The organism is Bacillus sp. FJAT-18017 (assembly GCF_001278805.1).
In the GTDB taxonomy this organism is placed as follows: Bacteria; Bacillota; Bacilli; order Bacillales; family Cytobacillaceae; genus Bacillus_D.
Map to the genome: position 1 here is coordinate 3,212,907 of NZ_CP012602.1, position 22,529 is coordinate 3,235,435.

General features: G+C 42.9%; 17 protein-coding genes and 1 pseudogene. All 18 read right to left on the reverse strand.

Going from position 1 to position 22,529, the window contains the following annotated elements; all coding sequences use genetic code 11:
* Position 1: 1 nt before the first annotated feature.
* Complete coding sequence (locus AM500_RS15050; protein ID WP_053599949.1) at positions 2 to 1,081, reverse strand: ABC transporter permease; 1,080 nt, start codon at positions 1,079 to 1,081, stop codon at positions 2 to 4.
* Positions 1,078 to 2,601: an ABC transporter ATP-binding protein gene (locus tag AM500_RS15055; protein ID WP_053599950.1), complete on the reverse strand. Its 1,524-nt coding sequence runs from the start codon at positions 2,599 to 2,601 to the stop codon at positions 1,078 to 1,080. The genes AM500_RS15050 and AM500_RS15055 overlap by 4 nt, the downstream gene beginning before the upstream one ends.
* Before the next feature lie 159 nt (positions 2,602 to 2,760).
* Entirely contained in the window at positions 2,761 to 3,855 is a 1,095-nt protein-coding gene (locus AM500_RS15060; protein ID WP_231688010.1) for a BMP family lipoprotein, read from the reverse strand.
* Between the two features lie 71 nt (positions 3,856 to 3,926).
* Positions 3,927 to 4,652 (reverse strand): GntR family transcriptional regulator, encoded by a 726-nt coding sequence (locus AM500_RS15065; protein ID WP_053599951.1) that lies wholly within the window; start codon positions 4,650 to 4,652, stop codon positions 3,927 to 3,929.
* Positions 4,653 to 5,049: 397 nt separating this feature from the next.
* Positions 5,050 to 6,507, reverse strand: a pseudogene (locus AM500_RS26425) (DNA translocase FtsK); the annotation flags it as partial.
* Between the two features lie 1,061 nt (positions 6,508 to 7,568).
* A complete protein-coding gene (locus tag AM500_RS15075) occupies positions 7,569 to 7,772 on the reverse strand; it encodes a YlzJ-like family protein (RefSeq protein WP_043933300.1) in 204 nt (67 codons plus the stop codon).
* A complete protein-coding gene (locus tag AM500_RS15080) occupies positions 7,769 to 8,497 on the reverse strand; it encodes a ClpP family protease (RefSeq protein ID WP_156319935.1) in 729 nt (242 codons plus the stop codon). The genes AM500_RS15075 and AM500_RS15080 overlap by 4 nt, the downstream gene beginning before the upstream one ends.
* 237 nt (positions 8,498 to 8,734) lie before the next feature.
* Positions 8,735 to 10,402, reverse strand: coding sequence for a ribonuclease J (locus tag AM500_RS15085; protein ID WP_053599954.1), 1,668 nt, complete (start codon positions 10,400 to 10,402; stop codon positions 8,735 to 8,737).
* A gap of 702 nt (positions 10,403 to 11,104) precedes the next feature.
* Positions 11,105 to 11,986: a 4-hydroxy-tetrahydrodipicolinate synthase gene (gene dapA / locus AM500_RS15090; protein WP_053599955.1), complete on the reverse strand. Its 882-nt coding sequence runs from the start codon at positions 11,984 to 11,986 to the stop codon at positions 11,105 to 11,107.
* Positions 11,987 to 12,083: 97 nt separating this feature from the next.
* Positions 12,084 to 13,331 (reverse strand): aspartate kinase, encoded by a 1,248-nt coding sequence (gene dapG, locus AM500_RS15095; RefSeq protein WP_053599956.1) that lies wholly within the window; start codon positions 13,329 to 13,331, stop codon positions 12,084 to 12,086.
* A gap of 25 nt (positions 13,332 to 13,356) precedes the next feature.
* Positions 13,357 to 14,412, reverse strand: a complete 1,056-nt coding sequence (gene asd / locus AM500_RS15100; protein WP_053599957.1) for an aspartate-semialdehyde dehydrogenase — start codon at positions 14,410 to 14,412, stop codon at positions 13,357 to 13,359.
* Positions 14,413 to 14,607: 195 nt separating this feature from the next.
* The gene (locus tag AM500_RS15105) at positions 14,608 to 15,201 is read right to left on the reverse strand and encodes a dipicolinate synthase subunit B (protein WP_053599958.1); all 594 of its coding nucleotides are present in this window, start codon (positions 15,199 to 15,201) and stop codon (positions 14,608 to 14,610) included.
* On the reverse strand, positions 15,198 to 16,100 hold the full coding sequence (gene dpaA, locus AM500_RS15110; protein WP_053599959.1) for a dipicolinic acid synthetase subunit A: 903 nt from the start codon (positions 16,098 to 16,100) through the stop codon (positions 15,198 to 15,200). Before dpaA ends, AM500_RS15105 begins: the two co-directional genes overlap by 4 nt.
* A gap of 189 nt (positions 16,101 to 16,289) precedes the next feature.
* On the reverse strand, positions 16,290 to 16,538 hold the full coding sequence (locus AM500_RS15115; protein ID WP_053599960.1) for a YlmC/YmxH family sporulation protein: 249 nt from the start codon (positions 16,536 to 16,538) through the stop codon (positions 16,290 to 16,292).
* Positions 16,539 to 16,749: 211 nt separating this feature from the next.
* On the reverse strand, positions 16,750 to 17,646 hold the full coding sequence (locus AM500_RS15120) for a S16 family serine protease (RefSeq protein ID WP_053599961.1): 897 nt from the start codon (positions 17,644 to 17,646) through the stop codon (positions 16,750 to 16,752).
* 175 nt (positions 17,647 to 17,821) lie between these two features.
* Complete coding sequence (locus AM500_RS15125) at positions 17,822 to 19,060, reverse strand: M16 family metallopeptidase (protein WP_053599962.1); 1,239 nt, start codon at positions 19,058 to 19,060, stop codon at positions 17,822 to 17,824.
* Positions 19,061 to 19,138: 78 nt separating this feature from the next.
* On the reverse strand, positions 19,139 to 20,104 hold the full coding sequence (locus AM500_RS15130) for a polysaccharide deacetylase family protein (protein WP_053599963.1): 966 nt from the start codon (positions 20,102 to 20,104) through the stop codon (positions 19,139 to 19,141).
* A 180-nt stretch (positions 20,105 to 20,284) separates the two neighbouring features.
* On the reverse strand, positions 20,285 to 22,405 hold the full coding sequence (gene pnp, locus AM500_RS15135) for a polyribonucleotide nucleotidyltransferase (protein WP_053599964.1): 2,121 nt from the start codon (positions 22,403 to 22,405) through the stop codon (positions 20,285 to 20,287).
* Positions 22,406 to 22,529 lie beyond the last annotated feature (124 nt).

Consider the following 22,529-nt stretch of genomic DNA (forward strand, 5'->3'; position numbering starts at 1 on the left):
ATTATAGCTCCCCTTTCCCTGGTGCAGGAGCATCCATCGCTTTTTTATTGTTCTTCGACTTAATGAATTTATTGACCAAACGTTCAATTAAAATACTCGTTGCTGCAAAGTAAATGATGATCGCGATAATCGTATTTGCCAATTCTGGCGGAATTTCGGTCATTGCATTCATGAAACCTGTTCCTGAATAGAGTAATCCGAAGAATATCGCTGCGAAAAGCACTCCGATAGGGTGATTGTTAGCAAGCAAGGAAACCGCAATGCCGTCATACCCTTGGGCAGGAAGGATACCAATTTGCATGCTGGAGGCATTTCCTGTGTACATTACTACACCGCCAAGACCTGCCAGACCACCTGCAATCAGCATCGAAAGGATAATATTTCTATTAACCTTCATACCTGCATACTCTGCGGCAAACCTGTTAAAACCTACCGCCTTCAATTCGAAGCCCAAGGTTGTTTTCTCAATAATGAACCAAATAATAATTACCCCTAGAACCCCAAGGAAAAAGCCGAGGTTAATATAAGAACCCGGAAAGAGTTCAGTTAAAAATGAAGACTTCAAAGTTGCGGCTTCCGGTAGTTTACGAGATTCCGTCTCAAGGAATTCGCCCTTGAAATAGCCAGGAACAATATAATAAACAGTCCAGTAGGCAACCCAGTTCATCATAATTGTAGAAACAACCTCATGAACATTGAATTTCGCTTTGAGCAAACCTGGAATGAAAGCCCATGCTGCACCACCAATTACCCCTGCCAAAATCATCAATAAAAGGAGGACCGGCCTTGAAAAGTCAAACGTCAGACCTATAGCAGTAGCGCAAAGCCCTCCAATTAGCATTTGGCCTGCCGCACCAATGTTAAATAATCCTGTTTTAAAAGCAAAAGCAACAGAAAGACCAGTAAAAATAAGGGGTGTAGCTGTTGCTAGCGTATCCCCAATACGCTGAATATTCTTTAGTGCACCCTGGAATAAATAGGAATACCCTTCAAATGGATTTGCTCCGATGACGAGCATCAAAATTCCTCCAGCAACGAGGCCAAAAACAATTGCAATTAATGAAACGATGGTATTTCTCATTTGCCTCTCTCCTTACTTATCCCCGCCATCATTAGGCCAACTTCATTCTCATCGGTTTCGGAGGCAAATACTTCACCAATCAGGTTACCATTGTTTACTATGGCAATTCGGTCGGAAAGTTTCAGTACCTCATCCAATTCAAGTGAGACAAGCAGCACTGCATTGCCTTTATCCCTATGCTCAATTAGCCTCTTATGGATATACTCAATAGAACCGACATCAAGGCCGCGAGTTGGCTGGACAGCAATAAGCAGTTTGGGATCCAATTCAATTTCCCTGCCGATAATCGCTTTTTGCTGGTTACCGCCAGAAAGAGTACGCGCTCTGGAAGCTGTTCCCTCACCGGAACGAACATCAAAATTCTGCAAGATTTTATATGCATACTTTTTCATCGCTGACACGTTCAACAAACCATTTTTTGAAAAAGGCGGCTTATTATAAATTTCAAGAACCATATTGGACTGGAGTGTATAATCGAGGACAAGCCCCCGCTTTTGTCTGTCTTCGGGAATATGGCCAATTCCTGATTCTATTCTTTCACGAATAGGAACATTCGTGATATCTTTTCCAAGCAATTCTACCTTACCCGACTCAGCTTTTCTGAGACCTGTTATCGCTTCGACAAGCTCGGTCTGTCCGTTACCTTCGACTCCGGCAATCCCGACAATTTCTCCCGCTTTTACTTCAAGGGAGAAATTCTTTAAGCCCAGTACTTTTCTGTTGCTATTGACTGAAAGATCTTCGACTTTTAAAACAACCTCGCCTGGCTTGCTTTCTGCTTTATCAACTGCAAAGGATACATGGCGTCCTACCATCATTTCAGCAAGGCTTTCTTCGCTTGCTTCGGCTACATTTACAGTGCCAATGCCTTTTCCTCTGCGGATAACGGTACAACGGTCTGCAACTGCCTTAATTTCTTTCAGCTTATGAGTGATTATAATGATAGATTTACCTTCTTTAATAAGGTTCCGCATAATCTTCATCAATTCATCAATTTCAGCTGGTGTCAAAACAGCTGTAGGTTCATCAAAAATCAGAACTTCTGCTTCACGGTAGAGCATTTTCATGATTTCGACCCGCTGCTGCATACCTACGGAAATATCCTCAATTTTTGCATGAGGATCAACATTCAAACCATACTGTTTTGATAACTCTTCTATTCTTTTCGCAGCCCGGTCAACGTCCAATACTAAACCTTTTAATGGCTCGCTGCCAAGAATAATGTTTTCAGTAACAGTAAAATTATCAACAAGCTTAAAATGCTGATGAACCATTCCAATGCCTAAACGATTTGCAACATTGGGATTAGTAATCTTAACTTCTTTGCCGCGGACTTTGATTGTCCCCTTTTCTGGCTGATACATTCCGAAAAGCACGCCCATAAGTGTTGACTTACCCGCCCCGTTTTCACCAAGCAGAGCATGAATTTCCCCCTGCTTTAAGGTCAGAGTAATATTGTCATTGGCTACTATTCCGGGAAATTCCTTACGGATATCCAGCATCTCAACTACATAGCTCATAGTAACACCCACCTTTATTGGAAACTTTTGTTCCTTTATTGCTATAGGGGAAGCCCTATTTTTTTCGGTTATCATAAAACTTTAAAAGCTTTTCATTTGGTTTTTAACCTCTAAGAAACAAAAGAGACGGAACTTGCCCGTCTCATTTGCATTTGTCATTTACTTAATTAAAGAGCCTTGCTCACCAGCTACTTTGATTTCACCAGCTTTAATTTTTTCGTAAACTTCTTTAACCTTAGCTTTAGTATCATCATTTAGGTTAGGATTTTCTTCAGGAAGTCCAACACCATCATTTTTCACATCAAAAGTAAGAGTCTCCCCACCTTTGAATTTGCCATCGATTTGGTCTTTTATCATATCAAGAGCAACTTGGTCAAGCTTTTTCATTGCAGATGTAAGAATGATAGATTTGTCTCCATCATACTTACCATCGTCAAACTGGTCTGAGTCAACACCGATAATCCAAACTTCTTCTCCGCCTTTAGCGCGAGTCTTAGCTTCGTTAATCGCACCTACACCAACACCGCCAGCAGCTGTGAAGATAGCTTTAACGCCGCGGTCATACATTTGGGCAGCAATTTGCTGACCAGCAGCTACGTTATCGAAAGAACCTTGATATAGGACGTTTTCAGGCTTGATTGTGAGCTTTGTGCCCAGGGTATCATTTGCATACTTAACACCTTGCTGGAAGCCCCAGTTGAATTTCTGTACAGCAGGAATTTCCATACCGCCGATGAAACCAACATCGCCATCTTTAAGCTGGTTTGCAGCCGCAACACCAGCAAGGAATCCTGCCTCATGCTCAGCAAAAAATACAGCAACTGTGTTTTTAGCAACTACAGGCTTAAAGTCGCCTGAATGCGGGTTTCCGTCAAGAATGACAAATTGTGCATCTTTATATTTTTCCTGTGCCTGGAAAACAGCAGTTTCGAATTTAAAACCAGGAGTTACAATAAATTTGTATCCAGCATCATAAAGGTTACCCATTTCTTTAAGGTACTCAGCTTCAGTTGTTCCAGCTGGCTTCAGGTATTTTGTCTGAACGCCGAACTGTTTTTCTGCTTCTTTGATACCTTCCCAGGTTCCCTGGTTGAATGATTTATCATCGATTGTACCAGCATCAGTTACCATACCGACTTTTAAGTCATTTTTCTTAGTGTCACCAGTACTGCTTTCATCCGAACCGCAAGCAGCCAACAGCATGCTAGCAGATAACAGCAACGACATAGCCAAACCAAATTTACGCTTTTTCAAGGTATGAACCCCCTATGGATTTTGTGATTTAGCAGGAATGTGAAAACTAATTACTTGCAGCTTGCCCAGGATTAAAATCTTTTTCTTAAGACTTTGAAGCTGAACTTGTCTGCTTTGAAATAATTCACCGAATAGAGTACTGGTTCATCCGCCTCATCGAAATGCATCTGTTTTAGTACAAACAGAGCAGTTTCGGGTTCACATTCAAGGATGGGAGAAATTTTATCGTGATAGCCTAATGGTTCGATTTGGGCAACCGCGTATGTAATTCTCCGCCCCGCTTCATTTTCCAATATCGAGAAAAGCGATTCCTCTTTATGCGAGAAAGCTTCTGGCAGAATGCGTTCAGGTACTTTGTCTATGCAATAGACGACAGGTTCCCCGTTTGCGGTTCTTACCCTCTCGGTCACGACGATTTCTTCCTCCTGGGTGAATGAAAATCGGCGAATGTCTTCCTCTCCTGGCATCTGAGTCGATGAGCTCAAGAAAATTGTTCCTGGTTTCATGCCTGCCTGCAGAATCATATCCGTGACCGAGCTAAGCTGCTCGATACCTGAACTAAACAGGGGCTTTGCATTAACAAACGTTCCGACACCATGCCGGCGAATGATAACGTTTTCTTCTTCGAGTATACGCAAAGCTTCCCGAAGAGTTGCCCTGCTGACTCCCAGATGTTTAGCAAGATCAAATTCGGAAGGAAGCTTCTGCCTCTCTTTATATATGCCTTCTTCAATATCTTGCTTTAACCGGTCAATTACTTGTAAATACAAGTGACGGTTATCTGCCTTAATAGACATGCAGGTACCTCCAGTTTTTTCTTAAGACATCAGACATCTGATGTATAATCATTCCTACTAATCGACAATACTATAACACTTTTCGACTGATAAATAAATAGCAAATATGCATTTTTCAGAAAAACAAAACTGTTAAAATCCTTCAAATTTTTGTTGACATTTCAGGCTTTATCGGCATTTCAATTCTTTTATATCTGTTAAAGAATCCCAAAAACTATGAATCTAATTTGGAAGAATTTGAATCATATATAAGAGTATTGAATAAAATATAGAATCACTTTAGGTTTTCAAATATAGGTAAATTAGTGTAAAAAAAGAGACCTAAACAGGCCTCTTTTTATCAGTGTCAAAAACAAATAAGTCAATGGAATTTCTGTGAAATTTTTTAAAATTAATTTTATGCACCTGATTCCTCTTGATGCTTCGCTACAAGTACATTACGCGGCTTACTTCCTTCGTATGGGCCGACTACCCCTCTCGCTTCCATTTCATCAATCAGCCTGGCAGCTCTTGTATAGCCGATTCTAAACCTTCGCTGAAGCATTGAAACAGAAGCAGTCTGCATTTCGACAATCAGATCAACTGCGTCATTATATAAATCGTCTTCAACCTCTCCAACTGTTTCCTGAACCTCATCTGGTATCATTTCTTCCTGATACTGCGCTTTTTGCTGGGAGATAACAAATTCAACCGTTTCTTCGACCTCATCATCAGATAAGAACGCTCCCTGTACCCTAATCGGCTTGGATGCTCCAACTGGCAGGAATAACATATCACCTCTGCCAAGAAGTTTCTCGGCCCCACCCATGTCCAGAATGGTCCTTGAATCAGTCATACTTGAAACGGCAAAAGCAATCCGGGATGGAATATTTGCCTTGATAACCCCTGTGATGACATCAACGGATGGACGCTGAGTAGCTATGATAAGGTGTATACCTGCCGCCCTTGCCATCTGGGCCAGACGGGTAATCGAATCTTCTACATCGGAGGACGCTACCATCATCAAATCCGCCAACTCATCAACGATGACGACAATATATGGAAGCAATGGCTGTTTGTCTTCCTCTTCCGCATTGTGGCGCTTGACATGATCATTATAACCTTCGATATTCCTCGTGCCAGTGTGTGAAAAAAGCTCATACCTCCGTTCCATTTCATTTACAACTTTTTTCAGCGCCTGGGATGCTTTTTTTGGCTCAGTAACGACAGGTGCCAGCAAATGCGGAACTCCATTATAAACGTTTAGTTCGACCATTTTCGGGTCTATCATCATCATTTTGACTTCATGCGGTTTGGCCCTCATTAAGATGCTGGTTATGATCCCATTAATACAAACACTCTTTCCGCTTCCTGTTGCCCCAGCAACCAGCAGATGCGGCATTTTATTCAACTCTGCAAGGACGGCTTCCCCAGTAATATCTCTGCCAAGCCCAATAAGCAGCTTGGATTCCGGGCGGTCGTTCTTTGAAGATTCAAGGACCTCCCTAAGGGAAACTACGGCAACCTCCGAATTCGGCACTTCGATACCGATGGCAGATTTGCCGGGAATCGGAGCTTCAATCCGGATATCTTTAGCAGCCAGTGCAAGAGCAAGGTCGTCATTGAGGCTGACAATTTTGCTAACCTTTACCCCTACATCCGGGTGGACCTCATATTTTGTAACAGCAGGCCCAAGATGGACCTGGGTAACCCTTGCTTTTACCCCAAAGCTATTAAATGTCCGTTCAAGCTTGGCTGCATTGGCATGGATTAATTCGTATTCGCCACTTTGGTCTGCCTTTTTAGGAAGTTTCAACAAAGATAAAGGAGGTAATTCATATGCCGTATTTTCAACCTCAGTAAAGGTAATTGGAGGTGAAATGTCCTCTTCCTCGGACTGTGCTGGCTTCTCTTTTTGCCTCGAAGGAGAATGCGCAGCCTGGCTTTTTTCCGGTTCTCCATATGCCCTGTCCGCAAAGCTTGAGATGATTGGTTCCGCAGCCGGCATTTCTTCGTCGGCTTCAGCAGGTGTATGAACCAACCCTGTTTCTCCCTGTTCTGCCATTACCGGCACAACCTTCTTCTCTTTCTTTTTAGGCTGGGCTTTTTTGCCCTTTTTCTTATTTTCTCTCCATTCAGCTATATCTGACTTGAAGGCTTTCCATTGTACTGAGAAAAATTCCGAAAGAGTGGAAATCAGTTTTCCGATAGCATCTCCGAAAGTTTTACCAGTAACTAAAATTAAACCAGCAGCGACCAAGAGGCCTGCAATTATTTTTGCACCGGTCTCATCAAATAAATAATGAAGCATGGCGAAAAGCAGTGCGCCTACCATACCTCCTCCGAGGTCCCCCGGTGTTGCTTCCCCTTTTACTTCCATGAAGAAAAGCTGCCATGTATTTGAGATGACGCTAGGATTCTCAAAAGCTCCATTTTTCGACAGGAGATTGAAAAGTGTAACATGGCTTAGAATCAGTAATGCAGCCAATATTGAGTAGGCACCGACTAGCCTGCCATGAAAAAAGAAAGGAATCTGCCTCTTCCAAATCAGATAAATGCTTAAAATAAATAACCCGGCAAGGCCAGCCATATACCATTCCCCTAGCCAAAACCTGAAAAACAATACAATCGTTTTCCCAACTGCACCAAGTCCAGCCATGGATATAACAGACAATGCAAGGAGGATGAGTCCTGCAAGCTCATATTTTATTGTAGTTTTAATTGTACTTTCCCTGCTCCGGGATTGTCTTCGTTTCTTCTTGGCCATTCAGATCCACCTTATATATGTATAATCGTTTCGGTTTGGAGCGCAAATAGAATAAGCAGCCCACCGGCTGCTCTATTCTACGGGGAGGTGCAAAATGCAAATGCCTCTCTCCATTAAACCGTATCCTGATTATATCATAAGCCGAGTCAGGTTTGGATAAGCCCTGAAACCTAAAACGAAATTTTCGAGCCGGGGAGCAACCTTGTATCCAGGAAATGCTCAGGATTAGTACTAAGCAGCCTGACTATTTTATAGCCCTCTCCTTCAGGTTCAACTTCCATCGGTACTCCCTGCCATTGAATCATCTGGCATACTTGGGACTCGTACATTTGCGGAAAAATAAGTTCTTCGGGCATCATTGTATACAAAATCATTGAATAAGCGCCTCCTGTTCCCCTTTTTGGAGTTCTATCAGTTCATTCAACTTTTTCATTGCTATTCCAAGCCCGCCAACTTCATCAATCAAGCCTGTTGCAACCGCGTCTCCGCCAATTACGTTTGTGCCGATATCCCGTGTCAGATTTCCTTTCGCGAACATCAGGTCTTTGAAGGTTTCCTCAGTAATTTTCGAGTGGCTTGTCACAAACCTCACCACTCGTTCCTGCATTTTGTCCATATATTCAAATGTTTGCGGGACACCTATGACAAGGCCAGTCAGCCTAATCGGATGAATGGTCATGGTTGCTGTCTCGGCAATAAAACTATAATCACATGACACAGCTATCGGTACACCTATCGAATGCCCTCCCCCAAGTACAATTGAAACAGTCGGTTTTGACAGTGAGGCAAGCATCTCGGAAATGGCCAGGCCGGCTTCGACATCGCCTCCGACTGTATTTAAAATGACAAGCAACCCTTCAATTTTCGGGTTTTGCTCAATTGCAACAAGCTGAGGGATAATATGCTCATATTTTGTGGTTTTATTTTGCGGGGGCAATGCAAGGTGCCCCTCGATTTGGCCTACAATTGTCATACAATGAATCCTCGAATCATTGGACATCTGAGGAACATTTGTGGCTCCCAGCTGCTGAATTTTTTCTATGAGTGCCGATGCAGGTTTTTCCTCACGTACCGGGTTCGCTTCCTCATCCCCACTCATCCTTCCGGGTAATACATGTTCATCCATTTGCAGATTCTCCCTTCTCTCATATAGAACTAGTATTAAACTACAGGAACAAAAACATGCCGTTTAAGAGAAAATCGTCGGGAAATAACAAATGGGTGACTGGCAAAGGACTAAAGGAGGACTAAAGGAGGTATAAGGTATGCTCAGGGATTGGCGTTACGGCTAGATAAACGAAAAAAGAACACCGGTTTCCCGGTGTTCAATTGAAAATTAAGCCTCCATGATGATTGGCAAAATCATCGGTCGGCGTTTTGTTTTTTCATAAAGGTACTTGTTTAGGTCGTCCCTCATATCCTGCTTTAGACTTGTCCAGTCAAAGAAGTCTTTGGAAATTTTCTTCTCAACAATTTCCCTAACAAGTTTGGCTGATTCCTCCATTAGCTTTTCGGATTCCCGCACATACACGAACCCTCTCGAGATAATTTCAGGCCCCGCCAGGATTTTTCTTTCTTTCCTTGAAAGCGTAACAACAACAATCAATGTTCCATCCTGGGAAAGAAGCCTGCGGTCGCGAAGAACAATATTGCCAACATCGCCAACACCTATTCCATCAATCAGCACATTGCCTGATGGTACTTTACCGCCTGGTACGAATTGGCCTTCTTTTACCTCAACGATTTCACCAATATCAGGAAGATAAATACTCTCTCGTGAGAGCCCGCACTCCCGGGCAACCTTCTCATGGGCTTTCAGCATACGGTACTCACCGTGCACAGGAATGAAAAGTTTTGGCTTCATGAGATTAATCATAAACTTCAACTCTTCCTGGCTGCCGTGGCTCGATACGTGGATCAGCTTCTTATTGGATACAACATTTGCTCCGGCCCGAAGAAGCATATCAACTGTCTTGGCTAGGAAAAGTTCGCTTCCCTTAAGTGTAGTCGCCGCGATGATAACTGTATCGCCTTCTTTGATATTGATAAGCTTATGAGACTTGCGAGCCATTTTCTGCAGACCTTCAAGTGGCTCTCCTTGTGAGCCTGTCATTAGGATGACAATTTTGTTATCCGGATAGTCGGAAATTTCCGATAGTTGGATAATCAAATCATCCGCTATCTCCAGATAACCAAGGTCAACTGCGATGTGATAAATACGTTCCAAGCTTTTTCCTACAACGGCGACCTTCCTGCCGGTTCTAGTTGCAGCATCGAAAATATGCTGGATCCGGTTAATATCAGAAGCAAAACAAGCTGCAATAAGACGCCCTGGTGCACTATAGAATGTATCGCACATTTCCCTTGCAACTTTAGATTCCGAAGTTGTGTAACCTGGTTTCTCAGCTTCGGTACTGTCGGAAAGAAGACACAGTACTCCCCGTTCACCAATTTCAGCCATCTTGCCGATTTCAGGCTTGTACATCCTGGTTGCACCCTGATCAAACTTAAAATCACCCGTGTATACGACAGCTCCTTCCGTCGTGTTGACACAAATTCCAACCGAGCCGGGTATACTATGGTTCGTATTAAAAAAAGATACCGTCACACTTCCCATATCGACTACAGAGTCCGAATCAATTTCGATGAATTCAGTTTTTCCCCTGTATTCCTGTTCCTTTAGCTTCGCATTTGCAAGTGCCAATGTCAGCTCGGTCCCGTAAACAGGAACATTGATTTGCTTAAGGATATAGGATAGTGCCCCGATATGGTCCTCATGGCCATGTGTCAGGAAAATAGCCTTTACCCTGTCTTTATTATCAATCAAGTAGGATATATCCGGGATGACGATATCAATGCCAAGCATTTCATCTTCAGGGAACATGAGGCCCGCATCGAGCACAAAAATATCCCTGTCCACTTCACACAGGAACATATTCTTCCCGATTTCTCCGACACCGCCTAGAGCGATTATCTTGATTGATTTATTCTTTTTCTTTCGCAATTTCTGTTTCCTCCTATGGTGATTTGCCGACCTTAGATCAGTTACTCCCATTATACTTGAAGTCTGAAATTCATTACAACCATATTCACCTGCCTGCGGCTCATTAAGATTAGTCATGGTTTTTTAAAAACGTTGATTCACACCTCTGCGAAGACAAGCGAACGAGAATAATCATCGTGGATACTCTGGGGAAATTCCAAGAATGATTTCAAAGAAGAAGTGGTTCTTTGCGAGATTAGAGGCGTTCTTTGATTGTTACGAGAACGTTTTTTTGCTGGACTCGATGCGGTTGCCAATTTAAGCTGTTGGGGGCAATAAGTATTTTTGGCAAAAACACCGGTCTCCGCCTTGAAAAGGTATCAAGTGCATTTTGTTGGCAAGTTATGCGCAAAAAGCAATTTCTAGTACACTTCGATGCTGCTGAATCAGCATGAAAAGAAATATGAAGTACAACCCGAAGCAGTTAAAAAAGTGTCTTGTCCTGGAATTGCGGGGTCTCCCATACCTTATACCGATTTTCCCATACCTTTCAATATCTTAGGTTCTTTGCGAAAAATCCGCATTAACAGTATTTTTCGTCCGTGCTTCCTATAAAACGATATTAAAATTATATCTATATTCCATTTCACTTAAAAAAGCTGCCCGGTTAGGTCGATTTTCAAGGACCTGACAGGACAGCTTTTCACAAATTATTTTAGAACATTATAACGGCTGATGGATACCCAAAAGCCCTGAAAGAAATACTCTTTCCTCAGCGTTTAGAGGAACGAGTGGAAGCCTTACAGATCCAACATCCAGCCCTTTCAGTTGAAGGGCAGTCTTAACCGGTGCTGGGTTTGGAGCTGCAAACAATCCAATCATTAGTGGAAGAAGCTGTTGATGGAGTTCCGCGGCCCGTTTTGTATCATTCGCTAAAAAGGCTTGAACCATTTCCTGCATTTCATTGCCTATAATATGGGACGCAACCGAAATAACTCCACTTCCCCCAATTGCAAGGACAGGAAGCGCAAGGCCATCATCGCCGCTATACAGATAGAAATCATCCCGTGTAGCGGAAATAATTTTTGTCATAGCATTCAAATCACCACTTGCTTCCTTAACCGCAAAGATATTCGGAATCTCGGACAAGCGAATGATTGTCTCAGGAGCGATATTAATGGAAGTACGGCCCGGAATATTATAAATCATAACAGGAAGTGCTGTGTTTTCAGCGATAGCTTTGAAATGCTGGTAAAGGCCTTCCTGGTTCGGTTTGTTATAATACGGGGCAACTGCCATAATGCCGTCGACACCGGCCTGTTCTGCTTTCTTTGTCATTTCAATGGATTGGTAGGTATTGTTGCTGCCAGTCCCAGCTACAACAGGAACACGTCCTGCTACAGTTTTTACAGTATGTGCGAATAAAGCCAGCTTTTCTTCCTTGGACAAGGTTGGCGACTCGCCGGTTGTTCCGGAAACGACAAGCGATTCGGTCCCATTGTCAATCAGATGATTGATTAGCTGGGTTGTTTTTGGAAAATCTATATGTCCCTTCTTATCAAAGGGGGTTACCATTGCGGTTGAAACTCGGCCTAAATTAATCATTTACCCATTTCACCTGTCCTTTTTTATTAGTTTGGCAGGCTCGGTACCCGCCTGGCTAAGGATACTAGCCTTTTATACAAGGCCAGACAGGCACTGTTTAAAATATGCCCGGATGTTCATATTCAGTTTTCTCATTATCAAGTCCAAAAGCATCATGGAGTGCGTTTACAGCCTTTACTAAGTCCTCCTGCTTGACAAGCACCCAAATTGTCGTATGGCTGTCGGCGGATTGAAGGATCCTGATGCCTTTTCCTGTCAATGCTGTCACAATTTTTGCGGTTACACCCGGTACGCCTGCCATGCCTGCACCGACTACGGAAACCTTTGCGCAGCCACGTTCGACAATTGGCTCATGGCCAATTGAATTAAGCACTTCGATTGCCTTGCCGGCAGAATCCTCAGACACAGTATATACGACCCCTACCGGCGATATGTTAATAAAATCCACCGAAATTCGCTCATTTGCCATTGCCTTGAAAACCTCGGCCTGGAGATTGTATTGGTCCTTTTTCGCATTTACCCTAATTTGCGTAACATGCGGGACATGGGCAATACCCGTAACGGGACGCTCTTTTATATCAGCTCCCGCCACTGAACGAACTTGGCCAGTTACAAGTGTACCCGGCCCATCGGAATAAGTCGATCGAATCCGCATAGGGACTTTTGCCTGCATCGCTATCTCAACTGCTCGGGGATGGATGACTTTTGCACCCTGATAAGCCATATTGCAAACCTCTGTGTATGTTACCACAGGCAATGGCCTCGCATGCTCGGCAATCCTTGGGTCTGCGGTCATGATACCTTCTACATCGGTAAAAATATCTATCCATTCTGCATTCAGAGCCGCACCTAATGCGGCTGCGGATGTATCACTGCCACCCCTGCCAATGGTGGTTACATCACCATTTTCTGCTGCGCCCTGAAAGCCTGCTACTACTGCGACATCTGCATCCTGAAGTTCTTCAATTAGCCTTTCGCAGTTCATCTCAATTATTTTTGCATTAGTATGATCATCGTTTGTCCGGAAGCCGGCCTGTGCGCCATTTAAGGAAACTGCCTTCATTCCTGAATCGAGGAGCATGGAAGTAAAAACAATGCTTGAAATTACTTCCCCACAGGCAAGGAGCATATCGACCTCGCGGCGGCTCATTTTACCAAGATTCTCGCCAGCCAGGGACAATAACGTGTCCGTTGCATATGGCTCCCCTTTTCGGCCCATTGCCGATACGACAACAACGACTTTATAGCCTTCAGATAGGGCCGTCTCTATATGTTTCTTGGCTTGAAGCCTGTTTTCTTCATTTCTGACGGAGGTACCGCCAAACTTCTGTACAATTACTTTCATTCCTGCACCCCAAAAATGGTATGAATTATTTCGCTGTTACGACTCCCAGCCTGATTAAGCTTTCTGCAATCTGGACAGAATTCCAGGCAGCGCCTTTCAGCAAGTTATCTGATACAACCCACATATGGAAGCCATTATCGTTGTCAAGATCTTTGCGGACCCTGCCGACGAAGACATCATTTTTGCCAACACAATCAGCAGGCATTGGATAGATTTGGTTCGCAGGGTCATCCTGGAGGACCACTCCTGGTGCATCACTCAATAGTTCCCTGATTTCTGCAGCGGTAACCCTTTCAGACTCAATTTCAAAATAAACCGATTCTGAATGGCCTACTTCTACTGGAAGCCTGACGCACGTTGCCGCAACCTGAAGGCTTGTATCATGCATTATTTTCTTCGTTTCATTTATCATTTTCAATTCTTCAAATGTAAACCCGTTATCTTCGAATTTATCGATTTGCGGAATGGCGTTGAACGCGATTTGATAGTGCTTATCACTCGCCTTGACAGGAAGTACTTTAGGTTCAAAATCCTTGCCTTCAATGATAGCCTTTGTCTCTTCCCTTAATTCTTCTATAGCAGCAGCCCCGGCACCTGAAACGGCCTGATAGGTAGAAACAATGATTTTTTTAAGTCCGAACTTTTTGCGGATAGGTTCTAATGCAACAACCATCTGGATTGTCGAGCAATTCGGATTGGCAATGATTCCTTTGTGTGTATGGACATCCTCTTCATTAACTTCGGGAACGACGAGCGGCACTTCAAGATCCATCCTGAATGCACTCGTATTGTCAATTACCACTGCCCCGCGCTTAGCTGCTTCAGGAGCCAATTCCTTTGATACGCTGCCACCTGCACTGAATAAAGCAATGTCTATCCCTTCAAAGCTTTCCGGCTTTGCTTCCTGGACTGTATGCTCCACATCATTAACAGTTATTTTTTTGCCTGCAGACCTGGATGATGAAAGCAGGACAAGTTTTTTTATCGGGAAGTCCCTCTTTACTAGTGTCTCAATCATTTGCTGGCCAACTGCGCCTGTTGCGCCTACTACAGCAACTGTAAATCCATTTTGTCCATTCATACTTACCGAAGACTCCTTCCGTCAAAACATATCCTGATATATTATTCCATGTGGGAATGTTCATTGGGATATTTCATCCCTCCCATATGTATAAAAGAGCAGCGGGCAAAAGCCCGCTGATGCTTTTCTACATTTTAACACATTCCCTTGCTAATGAAAGACTTAAAAGCTATAAGATTCCGCAAAAAACATTTTTCAGTCAAGATATCGTTCTACAAGGACTGGCTGGAGCTGTTTACCATCAAGCGCTGCCTCAACAGTCTCTTTTAATTGCACCATCCTTGCGACCATAGAGTTTGGTTTATTAACAGGATCATCCTGACCAAACGGTATGAAGTATATATGTTTAGATGACATTAGCCTCATTAGATTGACGCCATTCAAACCAAGGGCATCATTCGTCGATATTCCAAGAATGATTGGTTTTTGGTTTCTAAGCGTAGCTTTTGCTGCCATAAGAACAGGAGAATCATTGATTGCATTGGCGAATTTGCTCATGGAAACACCGGTCATAGGTGCGATGACCATGCAGTCCAGCGGGTATTTTGGCCCGAGTGGTTCGGCCTTTACAATCGAATCGATTGCTTCATTTCCTGTTGCCTGAACAATCTTCTCTATCCAATCCTCACCTTTGCCAAACCGGGTGTCTGTGTTTTTTACGGTAAATGTAACTATTGGAATAACTTCAGCACCTTCTTTGACTAGTTTTTCTATTTCCGGGAACACCTCGTCATACGTACAGTGAGAACCAGTAAGGCCAAAGCCAATTCTTTTACCTTTCAATTTCATGTTGCTTTCCCCTTTCGATTCTGTAAGTCAACCTGGAGGAGCTGCGAGAGTACGTTCGCTAATATTTGTCCAGCAGTCTTTGGTGCGACTATGCCTGGAAGGCCCGGAGCGAGCATTGCTTTAATCCCGCGCTTTTCAGCGTAGCGGAAATCTGTGCCGCCTGGTTTTGATGCAAGGTCGATAATTAAGGTATGTGAGGCCATTTTAGAAATAACCGAAGCACTGACAATCTGGTGAGGAATTGTATTAATAACGATGTCGGCATCTCGAATTTCTTTTTCTATTTCCGAGAGGTGAAAAGGAATGAGGCCCATCTCAGTAATCCTCGCCAAATGCTCGGACTTCCTCGCGCCTGTCTTCACTTTTGCACCAAGTACATGAAATGTCCTCGCTACACTCATACCGGTACGCCCAAAACCAAGTACGACAACATTTGAGCCATGGATAGTAAAATCTGTATGCTGGATGGCCATCATGATGGTACCTTCAACTGTAGGTATCGAATTGTATATAGCCACGTCATCCCGTTCAAACAAAAGAACAAGGCGCCGTTTTGCTTTTTTAATAATTCCTGTTAAATAACCATTTGTTATCCCCGAGTATATCGTGCATGTTTCAGGCGTTTTAGCTAGGATTTCTTCGGTCAGGACAACCTGTTCATTTGAGAAAATAGTTTCAACCTGCCCATCCATGCTCGTTCCCGATACAGGTAAAATAAGAGCATCGACGGCTGAAAAATCGGCTTCACCTATTTTTTCTTTTTGCGCTCCAGTAAAGGCATGGTCCAATTGTTCAAACCCGACTAATAGTAATTTAGCATCCAGTTCCGTTAGTTTTCTGATGATTTCCAACTGCCTGGCATCGCCGCCAATAATGGCTATCTGCATCCCTGTCAGCATGAAACACTTCACCTTCTTTGTTTACAGATTCCTTTTCAATTCTATGCCCAATGCAGGCTACTTGACATTTTATGTTGATGGGTTGAAATGGGTGAAAATAATCCGTGCTCTACATAACGGAAAAGGGCTTTAATACATTAAAAGCCTCCGCTTGTATGCGGAGGCCATTTCCTTTTTTTATTTGTATGCCTAATCTTCTTCACGTCCGGGGATATCTATAATAATCATATCGGCACCGATCTTTTTAATATGCTTCCATTGAACCCGAACTTCCTCACCCTGTTTCCGGAAGCCAAACCATTTTAATGATGGGATGAGCAACGCCTGAATTTGTCCGGTCTGCTCATTAATTTCAAGATCCGTCTGCCCGAGGACTCCCAGCCTCTCCGCTTTTTTGACATCCACTATTTCCTTGCCGCTTAATTCACTTAGCCTCATGCCCTTAATCCCCCTGTCAGTCCTTTTTATTAGTTTATAGGGTTTTAAAGCAAATAGACTATCTTTCGGAAAACAGGCTATTGATATAGCACTTAATTCCTTACTGATGCAGGAGGATTACTTTTAAAATATGGACCTTCTCTAATGGAACAACAAAGGGAGCGTCCTAGCAGCCATGTACACAAGCATCCGAGTCCAAAGTGCATTTCTTTTATTTTTCATTATTAATTTCTTTTGTGATTTTAACAGCTTCATCAACATTCCGAACACCGATTATTTTAATTGAGAGATTTAACTTATCTTTAATTTCGTTTGCTTCTGTAAGATTTGAATATGGGATAATAACATGGGTGAATTTATTCTCGCTTGCAATCCGAACCTTTTCTTCTATGTGCCCGACATACTCTACTTTCCCAGTTTTAGTAATTGCTCCTGTAATGCCAATTGGCACGTCATTATGAATTTCCTTCTGTGCTAAAATGCTAGAAAGCACTAGTCCTAAGCCGGCACTATCACCTGTCGAGTTTTCCCGACTTAAAAATTCATCAATAACCGGTTTCCTTGTTTTTAAATACGCTGAAACATTCTCAGACATTTGTTCAAACGCATGTTTACGAATGCCAATAAATTCAAAGACAGCTAAGTTTTTGCTTTTGTACCGTTCCGGATTCGTGACAGGTATTATTTCATAATAGGTTTCCTTTTGGTTGTGAGTAAACATTTCACGTACCTCTTGTTCGTTTTCAACATCACCCATTTGTACAACACTTACTCCCAAGAGAAATATACCAGTCCCTTTAATTATTTCCTCTGGCTCATGATAACCTGTAACGATATATTGAAGTTCATCAAGCAGTACAATTGGAAACTCGTAAATTAACAATAGAAAGGATACAACTGCCGAAAACACAAAGATGTGTTTGGAAATACGTATTTTCCTAATAAAAAATAAAAATATTATGAAGACTACACTCATTAAAAAAAGTACACATATCAAGTGACTACCTGAGATGAAACCCATAAAATAAAAATATAATTCATTTAAATAAACAAGAATTGTTACTGCAAAGGGTAAATTCTCATACTTTTCTTCGAATTCGCTTCTCATTACCCACCCCCTATCCTAAGCTTCCTTTATAAACCCTCAAAAAACGAAATAATTGAATTTTTATTATTGCGACAATTATATTTTACCACTTCTTCCCTTATAAATGGAACAGCCTTGGTATTCTTATTATTATAAAAAAACAGCAGCCATTGCACTTTTGCAACGGCTGCTACTTTTATTTCAATAATTTTGGAAGTTCTCCATCCGGACTGATCAAAGACACGGAATAGTGATCTGTAAAGATTTTGTTGGCCAGCCCATCAACTCCAGGCTTTGTTACACTATCTATTTCTTCAATAATTTCATCCAGTGTACGATGGTATTTTAGGATGAGTTCATTTTTACCATTGCGGCTCATCCGGCTGTTGGTGCTTTCTAAGCTTAACATTAGGCTGCCTTTCAGCTGTTCCTTGCTATTGTTAAGCTCTTTCTCCGAGATGCCATCTCTCTTCAGTGTATCTAAGGTATCCTGTACCGTCTCGAAAAGCAGGTCGAGCTGCTTTGCTCCAGTTCCACCATAGATGGTGACAATTCCGCTGTCCTGGTAGGCTGAATGGTAGGAAAAGACGGAATAGGCGAGTCCGCGCTGTTCACGAACGTCCTGGAATAAACGGCTGCTCATGCTTCCGCCCAGTATATTGTTTAAGACAATCAGACTGTAGATGTCCTGGTGTCCAACCTTCAGACCTTCAAAACCAATACAAAGATGTGCCTGCTCGGTTTCCTTCTTTCGGGATAGGCGATTTGCATGGAATACTGGTTTGTCCTCACGAGGCTCGGCCTTTCCGCCTTCATAGGAACCGAATTGCTTTTCTACCTTGCCAATGAAAGTTTCAGCAATATTACCAGCAATCGAGATGACGACGTTTTCCGGTGTATAATGCGTATGGATATATTCCTTCAATTTGGTTCCATTAAAGGTTTCAAGCGTGCTTTCCGTTCCCAATATCGGATATCCCAGTGGATGGGACTCATAAACAGCTTTGCTTAACAGGTCATGGACGATGTCATCGGGTGTGTCATCATACATCTTTATTTCTTCAAAGACGACATTTTTTTCTTTTTTCAATTCTTCTTCATCAAATACTGAATTGAAGAACATATCTGAAAGGATTTCCAGAGCAAAGTCGGCGTGTGTGTCAAGTACCTTTGCATAATAGCAAGTGTATTCCTTTGAAGTAAAAGCATTTACCTGGCCGCCAATGCTGTCAAATGATTCGGCAATTTCCCGGGCTGAACGGGTTTTTGTGCCTTTAAAAAACATGTGCTCAAGGAAATGCGATATCCCGTTGTTTTCTGGCGTTTCATTCCTCGAACCAGTGCCAATCCAGATTCCTATTGCAACCGATCGGACAGTCGGTATATTTTCAAGTACAACCCTTACTCCGTTTTGGCATGTATATTTCTTAATCATTGAACTCCTCCTGTTCTTGGACAACTGCTGCGGCTATTCTTAGATTATTTTACATGTTTGTTCCCATTTCTCCAAATTTTAGCGCTTTTCGCCTAGAACCGGGTGTATCCTTTCTTCGGAAAGCAATTCTGAAATTGTACCTAATTTAAAGCCTTTCCCCTTTAAAACTAGAATCATCCGCTCTAATGCCGCAGCTGTCGGCTCGGTTGGATGCATTAAAATAATGGATCCGTTTGCCGTTTTGGTCGTGACACGGTTAAGAATTGTTTCAGAGCTTGGTTTTTGCCAGTCAATCGTATCTACCGTCCACATGATTGTTCCTAGCTTTTGTGACGCTGCTATTTCAGCGGTATTGGTACCAAGGCTGCCGCTCGGAGGAGCGAACCATTTGCTCTTTTTACCAGTGGTCGCTTCTATGACTTCATTGGTTTTTTTAAGTTCCTCAATAGCTCTTTCTTTCGTCACTTTTGCCATGTCTACGTGCGAATAGGAGTGATTTCCTACTTCATGGCCACCATCGACAATCATCCTAGCAAGCTCTGGGTATTTTTTTACCCAATTTCCTTCAAGAAAAAAACTCGCAGAGACATTTCGTTTTTTTAGGACAGCAAGCATATCAGGCAAATATTCATTGCCCCATGCAACATTGACCGCAAAGGCTACCATTGGTTTTGAAGAGTTGCCTCTATATAAAGGTGCTGGCGGCAGATCCTTAAGATGAACCTTCGGCCGGGTTTCCCGAAATATAAGTTTGGACGGATCGTATTTACCTTGTTTCTTCATTTTTTTATAGGAAGCGTCTATATCAACTTCATATCCATTGTACCCTGGTATCGCCTTCCAGATTTTATCGATTCGCGCATCCTCGGCCGCAATATTCTTCTCGGCAGCAGCTCCCTCAATTTTTTCATAGAGTTCGTCTTTTTGTTTCAAAACCGGTATACTGTCGGTTTTCAACGCCTCTACATAGCCAGAAACATATGGACTGTTTATCGCCAATAGTACCAGGATACAAATAAAAAGAAATAAAAGTCCCCTTTTCATATATACTTCCCCCTTTCCTACACAGTATGTTATGTAATAAGAGGTCAGAACATGCCCTGTCCACTAAGTAACTCAATCTTTTTTGCATAGCTGCTTTGTATTTGTAGAAATAAAATTCAAATTGCTTTAGCAATAAAAAAGAGGCTGCCACCAGTGGGACAGCCTTTTGGGATTAATAAATTACTTATTTTCCTGCTCAGCCTTTTCACGCTGTTCTTTTAGAACTGCCTTGCGGGAAAGGTTTACACGGCCCTGTCTGTCAATCTCGGTAACCTTGACAAGCATTTCGTCACCGATTTTAACAACATCTTCAACTTTGCCAACTCGCTCTTCAGCAAGCTCGGAAATATGGACAAGCCCATCTTTTCCGGCAAAAATTTCGACGAAGCAGCCGAATTTTTCAATCCGTTTTACTTTGCCTAAGTAATACTCGCCCACAACAACTTCACGGACGATATCCTCGATAATTTTCTTCGCTTTCTGGTTCATTTCTTCATTTGTAGAAGCAATGAATACTGTACCATCCTGCTCGATATCGATTTTAACGCCTGTTTCTTCAATAATCTTATTGATTTGTTTTCCACTTGGTCCGATAACATCTCTGATCTTATCCGGATTGATGGTCATCGTCAAAATCTTAGGGGCATATTGAGATAACTGTGCCCTTGGTTCTGCCAATGTGGATAGCATGGACTCAAGTATTTGCATACGGCCTTTCTTAGCCTGCTCCAATGCTTCTTCCAGGATTTCGCGGGATAGACCTTCAATTTTAATATCCATTTGAAGGGCAGTCACACCTTTTGAAGTACCTGCTACCTTAAAGTCCATGTCGCCAAGGTGATCTTCCATTCCCTGGATATCTGTAAGAACAGTGTAATGCTCACCAGATTTAACAAGTCCCATTGCAATCCCAGCTACAGGAGCTTTGATTGGAACCCCTGCATCCATCATCGCAAGTGTACTCGCACAAATACTTGCCTGAGATGTTGAACCGTTCGATTCAAGGACTTCAGATACAAGGCGAATTGTATAAGGGAAATCCTTCTCAGACGGAATAATAGGTTCAAGCGCCCTTTCCCCAAGTGCTCCGTGTCCGATTTCGCGGCGGCCTGGTCCTCTGATAGGGCCTGTTTCACCAACAGAGAAGAGAGGAAAATTGTAATGGTGCATAAACCTTTTTTCTTCTTCAAGCCCAAGGCCATCCAGAATCTGAACATCGCCCATTGCACCAAGAGTACAGATGCTGAGCGCCTGAGTCTGGCCGCGTGTAAACAAGCCGGAACCATGGGTGCGGCTCAACAGGCCGACTTGCGAAGACAGAGGACGGATTTCATCGGGACCGCGGCCGTCTGGACGAACCTTTTCTTGAGTAATCAAACGGCGGACCTCATCCTTAACTAATTTGTCGAGGATTTGTTTAACCTGCTTAAGGTCTTCATCAGTTGCTTCCTGATCCACGTACTTTGCAAGAATTGCATCCTTCACTTCTTTGATGGCAGCTTCACGGGCATGCTTTTCCTGGACCTGGATTGCTGAAATCATATCTTTTTCACAGAGCTCAAGTACTTCTGCCTTCAATTCCTGATCAACTTCATAAAGTTTAATTTCACGCTTTTCCTTGCCTACAGCCCTTACAATTTCATCCTGGAAGGTAATGAGACGCTTGATTTCGTCATGTCCAAACATAATCGCTTCAAGCATGACTTCCTCTGGAACTTCCAGCGCGCCTGCTTCAACCATGTTGATTGCATCCCTTGTCCCAGCAACGGCAAGGTGTATATCGCTCTTTTCGGCTTGCTCAACGGTCGGATTGATGACGAACTTTCCATCAACGCGGCCAACAATAACACCCGCGATAGGTCCTTCAAATGGAATGTCGGATACGCTGAGGGCAATTGAAGAGCCAAGCATTGCTGCCATATCGGATGGGCAATCCTGGTCAACACTCATTACAATCGAAATAACTTGTACATCATTCCTGAATCCATCAGCAAAAAGCGGGCGGATCGGACGATCAATCAGGCGGCTTGCAAGGATTGCTTTTTCACTTGGCCGGCCTTCACGCTTAATGAATCCGCCAGGAATTTTCCCAACAGCATATAGGCGTTCTTCGTAGTTTACAGTAAGTGGGAAGAAGTCCACGTTTTTGGGTTCTTTTGAAGCAGTTGCTGTACTAAGTACTGCAGTATCTCCATAACGGACAAGGGCCGCTCCATTTGCCTGCTTTGCAAGCTGGCCAACTTCGACGGTAAGCTTGCGCCCCGCCCAATCAATAGAAAACTCTTGTTTCTTTGATTCCATGTATTTATTACCCCTCTTTCTGGCTCAATCACTTTTAAAAATGCTTCAGCGCTTTCCATGCAATTAGTTTACACTTTTAGGTATCGTATTAATAATAGTATTCACAAGATAATGGTGACTTAAA

Excerpts from the sequence above, each read along its gene's own strand:
- dapA (WP_053599955.1), bottom strand. The coding sequence starts at position 11,986 with ATGATTAATTTAGGCCGAGTTTCAACCGCAATGGTAACCCCCTTTGAT.
- AM500_RS15075 (WP_043933300.1), bottom strand. The coding sequence starts at position 7,772 with ATGATTTTGTATACAATGATGCCCGAAGAACTTATTTTTCCGCAAATG.
- AM500_RS15065 (WP_053599951.1), bottom strand. The coding sequence starts at position 4,652 with ATGTCTATTAAGGCAGATAACCGTCACTTGTATTTACAAGTAATTGAC.
- asd (WP_053599957.1), bottom strand. The coding sequence starts at position 14,412 with ATGAATGGACAAAATGGATTTACAGTTGCTGTAGTAGGCGCAACAGGC.
- AM500_RS15125 (WP_053599962.1), bottom strand. The coding sequence starts at position 19,060 with ATGATTAAGAAATATACATGCCAAAACGGAGTAAGGGTTGTACTTGAA.
- dapG (WP_053599956.1), bottom strand. The coding sequence starts at position 13,331 with ATGAAAGTAATTGTACAGAAGTTTGGCGGTACCTCCGTCAGAAATGAA.
- AM500_RS15115 (WP_053599960.1), bottom strand. The coding sequence starts at position 16,538 with ATGAGGCTAAGTGAATTAAGCGGCAAGGAAATAGTGGATGTCAAAAAA.
- AM500_RS15105 (WP_053599958.1), bottom strand. The coding sequence starts at position 15,201 with ATGAAATTGAAAGGTAAAAGAATTGGCTTTGGCCTTACTGGTTCTCAC.
- dpaA (WP_053599959.1), bottom strand. The coding sequence starts at position 16,100 with ATGCTGACAGGGATGCAGATAGCCATTATTGGCGGCGATGCCAGGCAG.
- AM500_RS15080 (WP_156319935.1), bottom strand. The coding sequence starts at position 8,497 with ATGAGTGGGGATGAGGAAGCGAACCCGGTACGTGAGGAAAAACCTGCA.
- AM500_RS15050 (WP_053599949.1), bottom strand. The coding sequence starts at position 1,081 with ATGAGAAATACCATCGTTTCATTAATTGCAATTGTTTTTGGCCTCGTT.
- AM500_RS15055 (WP_053599950.1), bottom strand. The coding sequence starts at position 2,601 with ATGAGCTATGTAGTTGAGATGCTGGATATCCGTAAGGAATTTCCCGGA.
- AM500_RS15120 (WP_053599961.1), bottom strand. The coding sequence starts at position 17,646 with ATGAGAAGCGAATTCGAAGAAAAGTATGAGAATTTACCCTTTGCAGTA.
- AM500_RS15130 (WP_053599963.1), bottom strand. The coding sequence starts at position 20,104 with ATGAAAAGGGGACTTTTATTTCTTTTTATTTGTATCCTGGTACTATTG.
- pnp (WP_053599964.1), bottom strand. The coding sequence starts at position 22,405 with ATGGAATCAAAGAAACAAGAGTTTTCTATTGATTGGGCGGGGCGCAAG.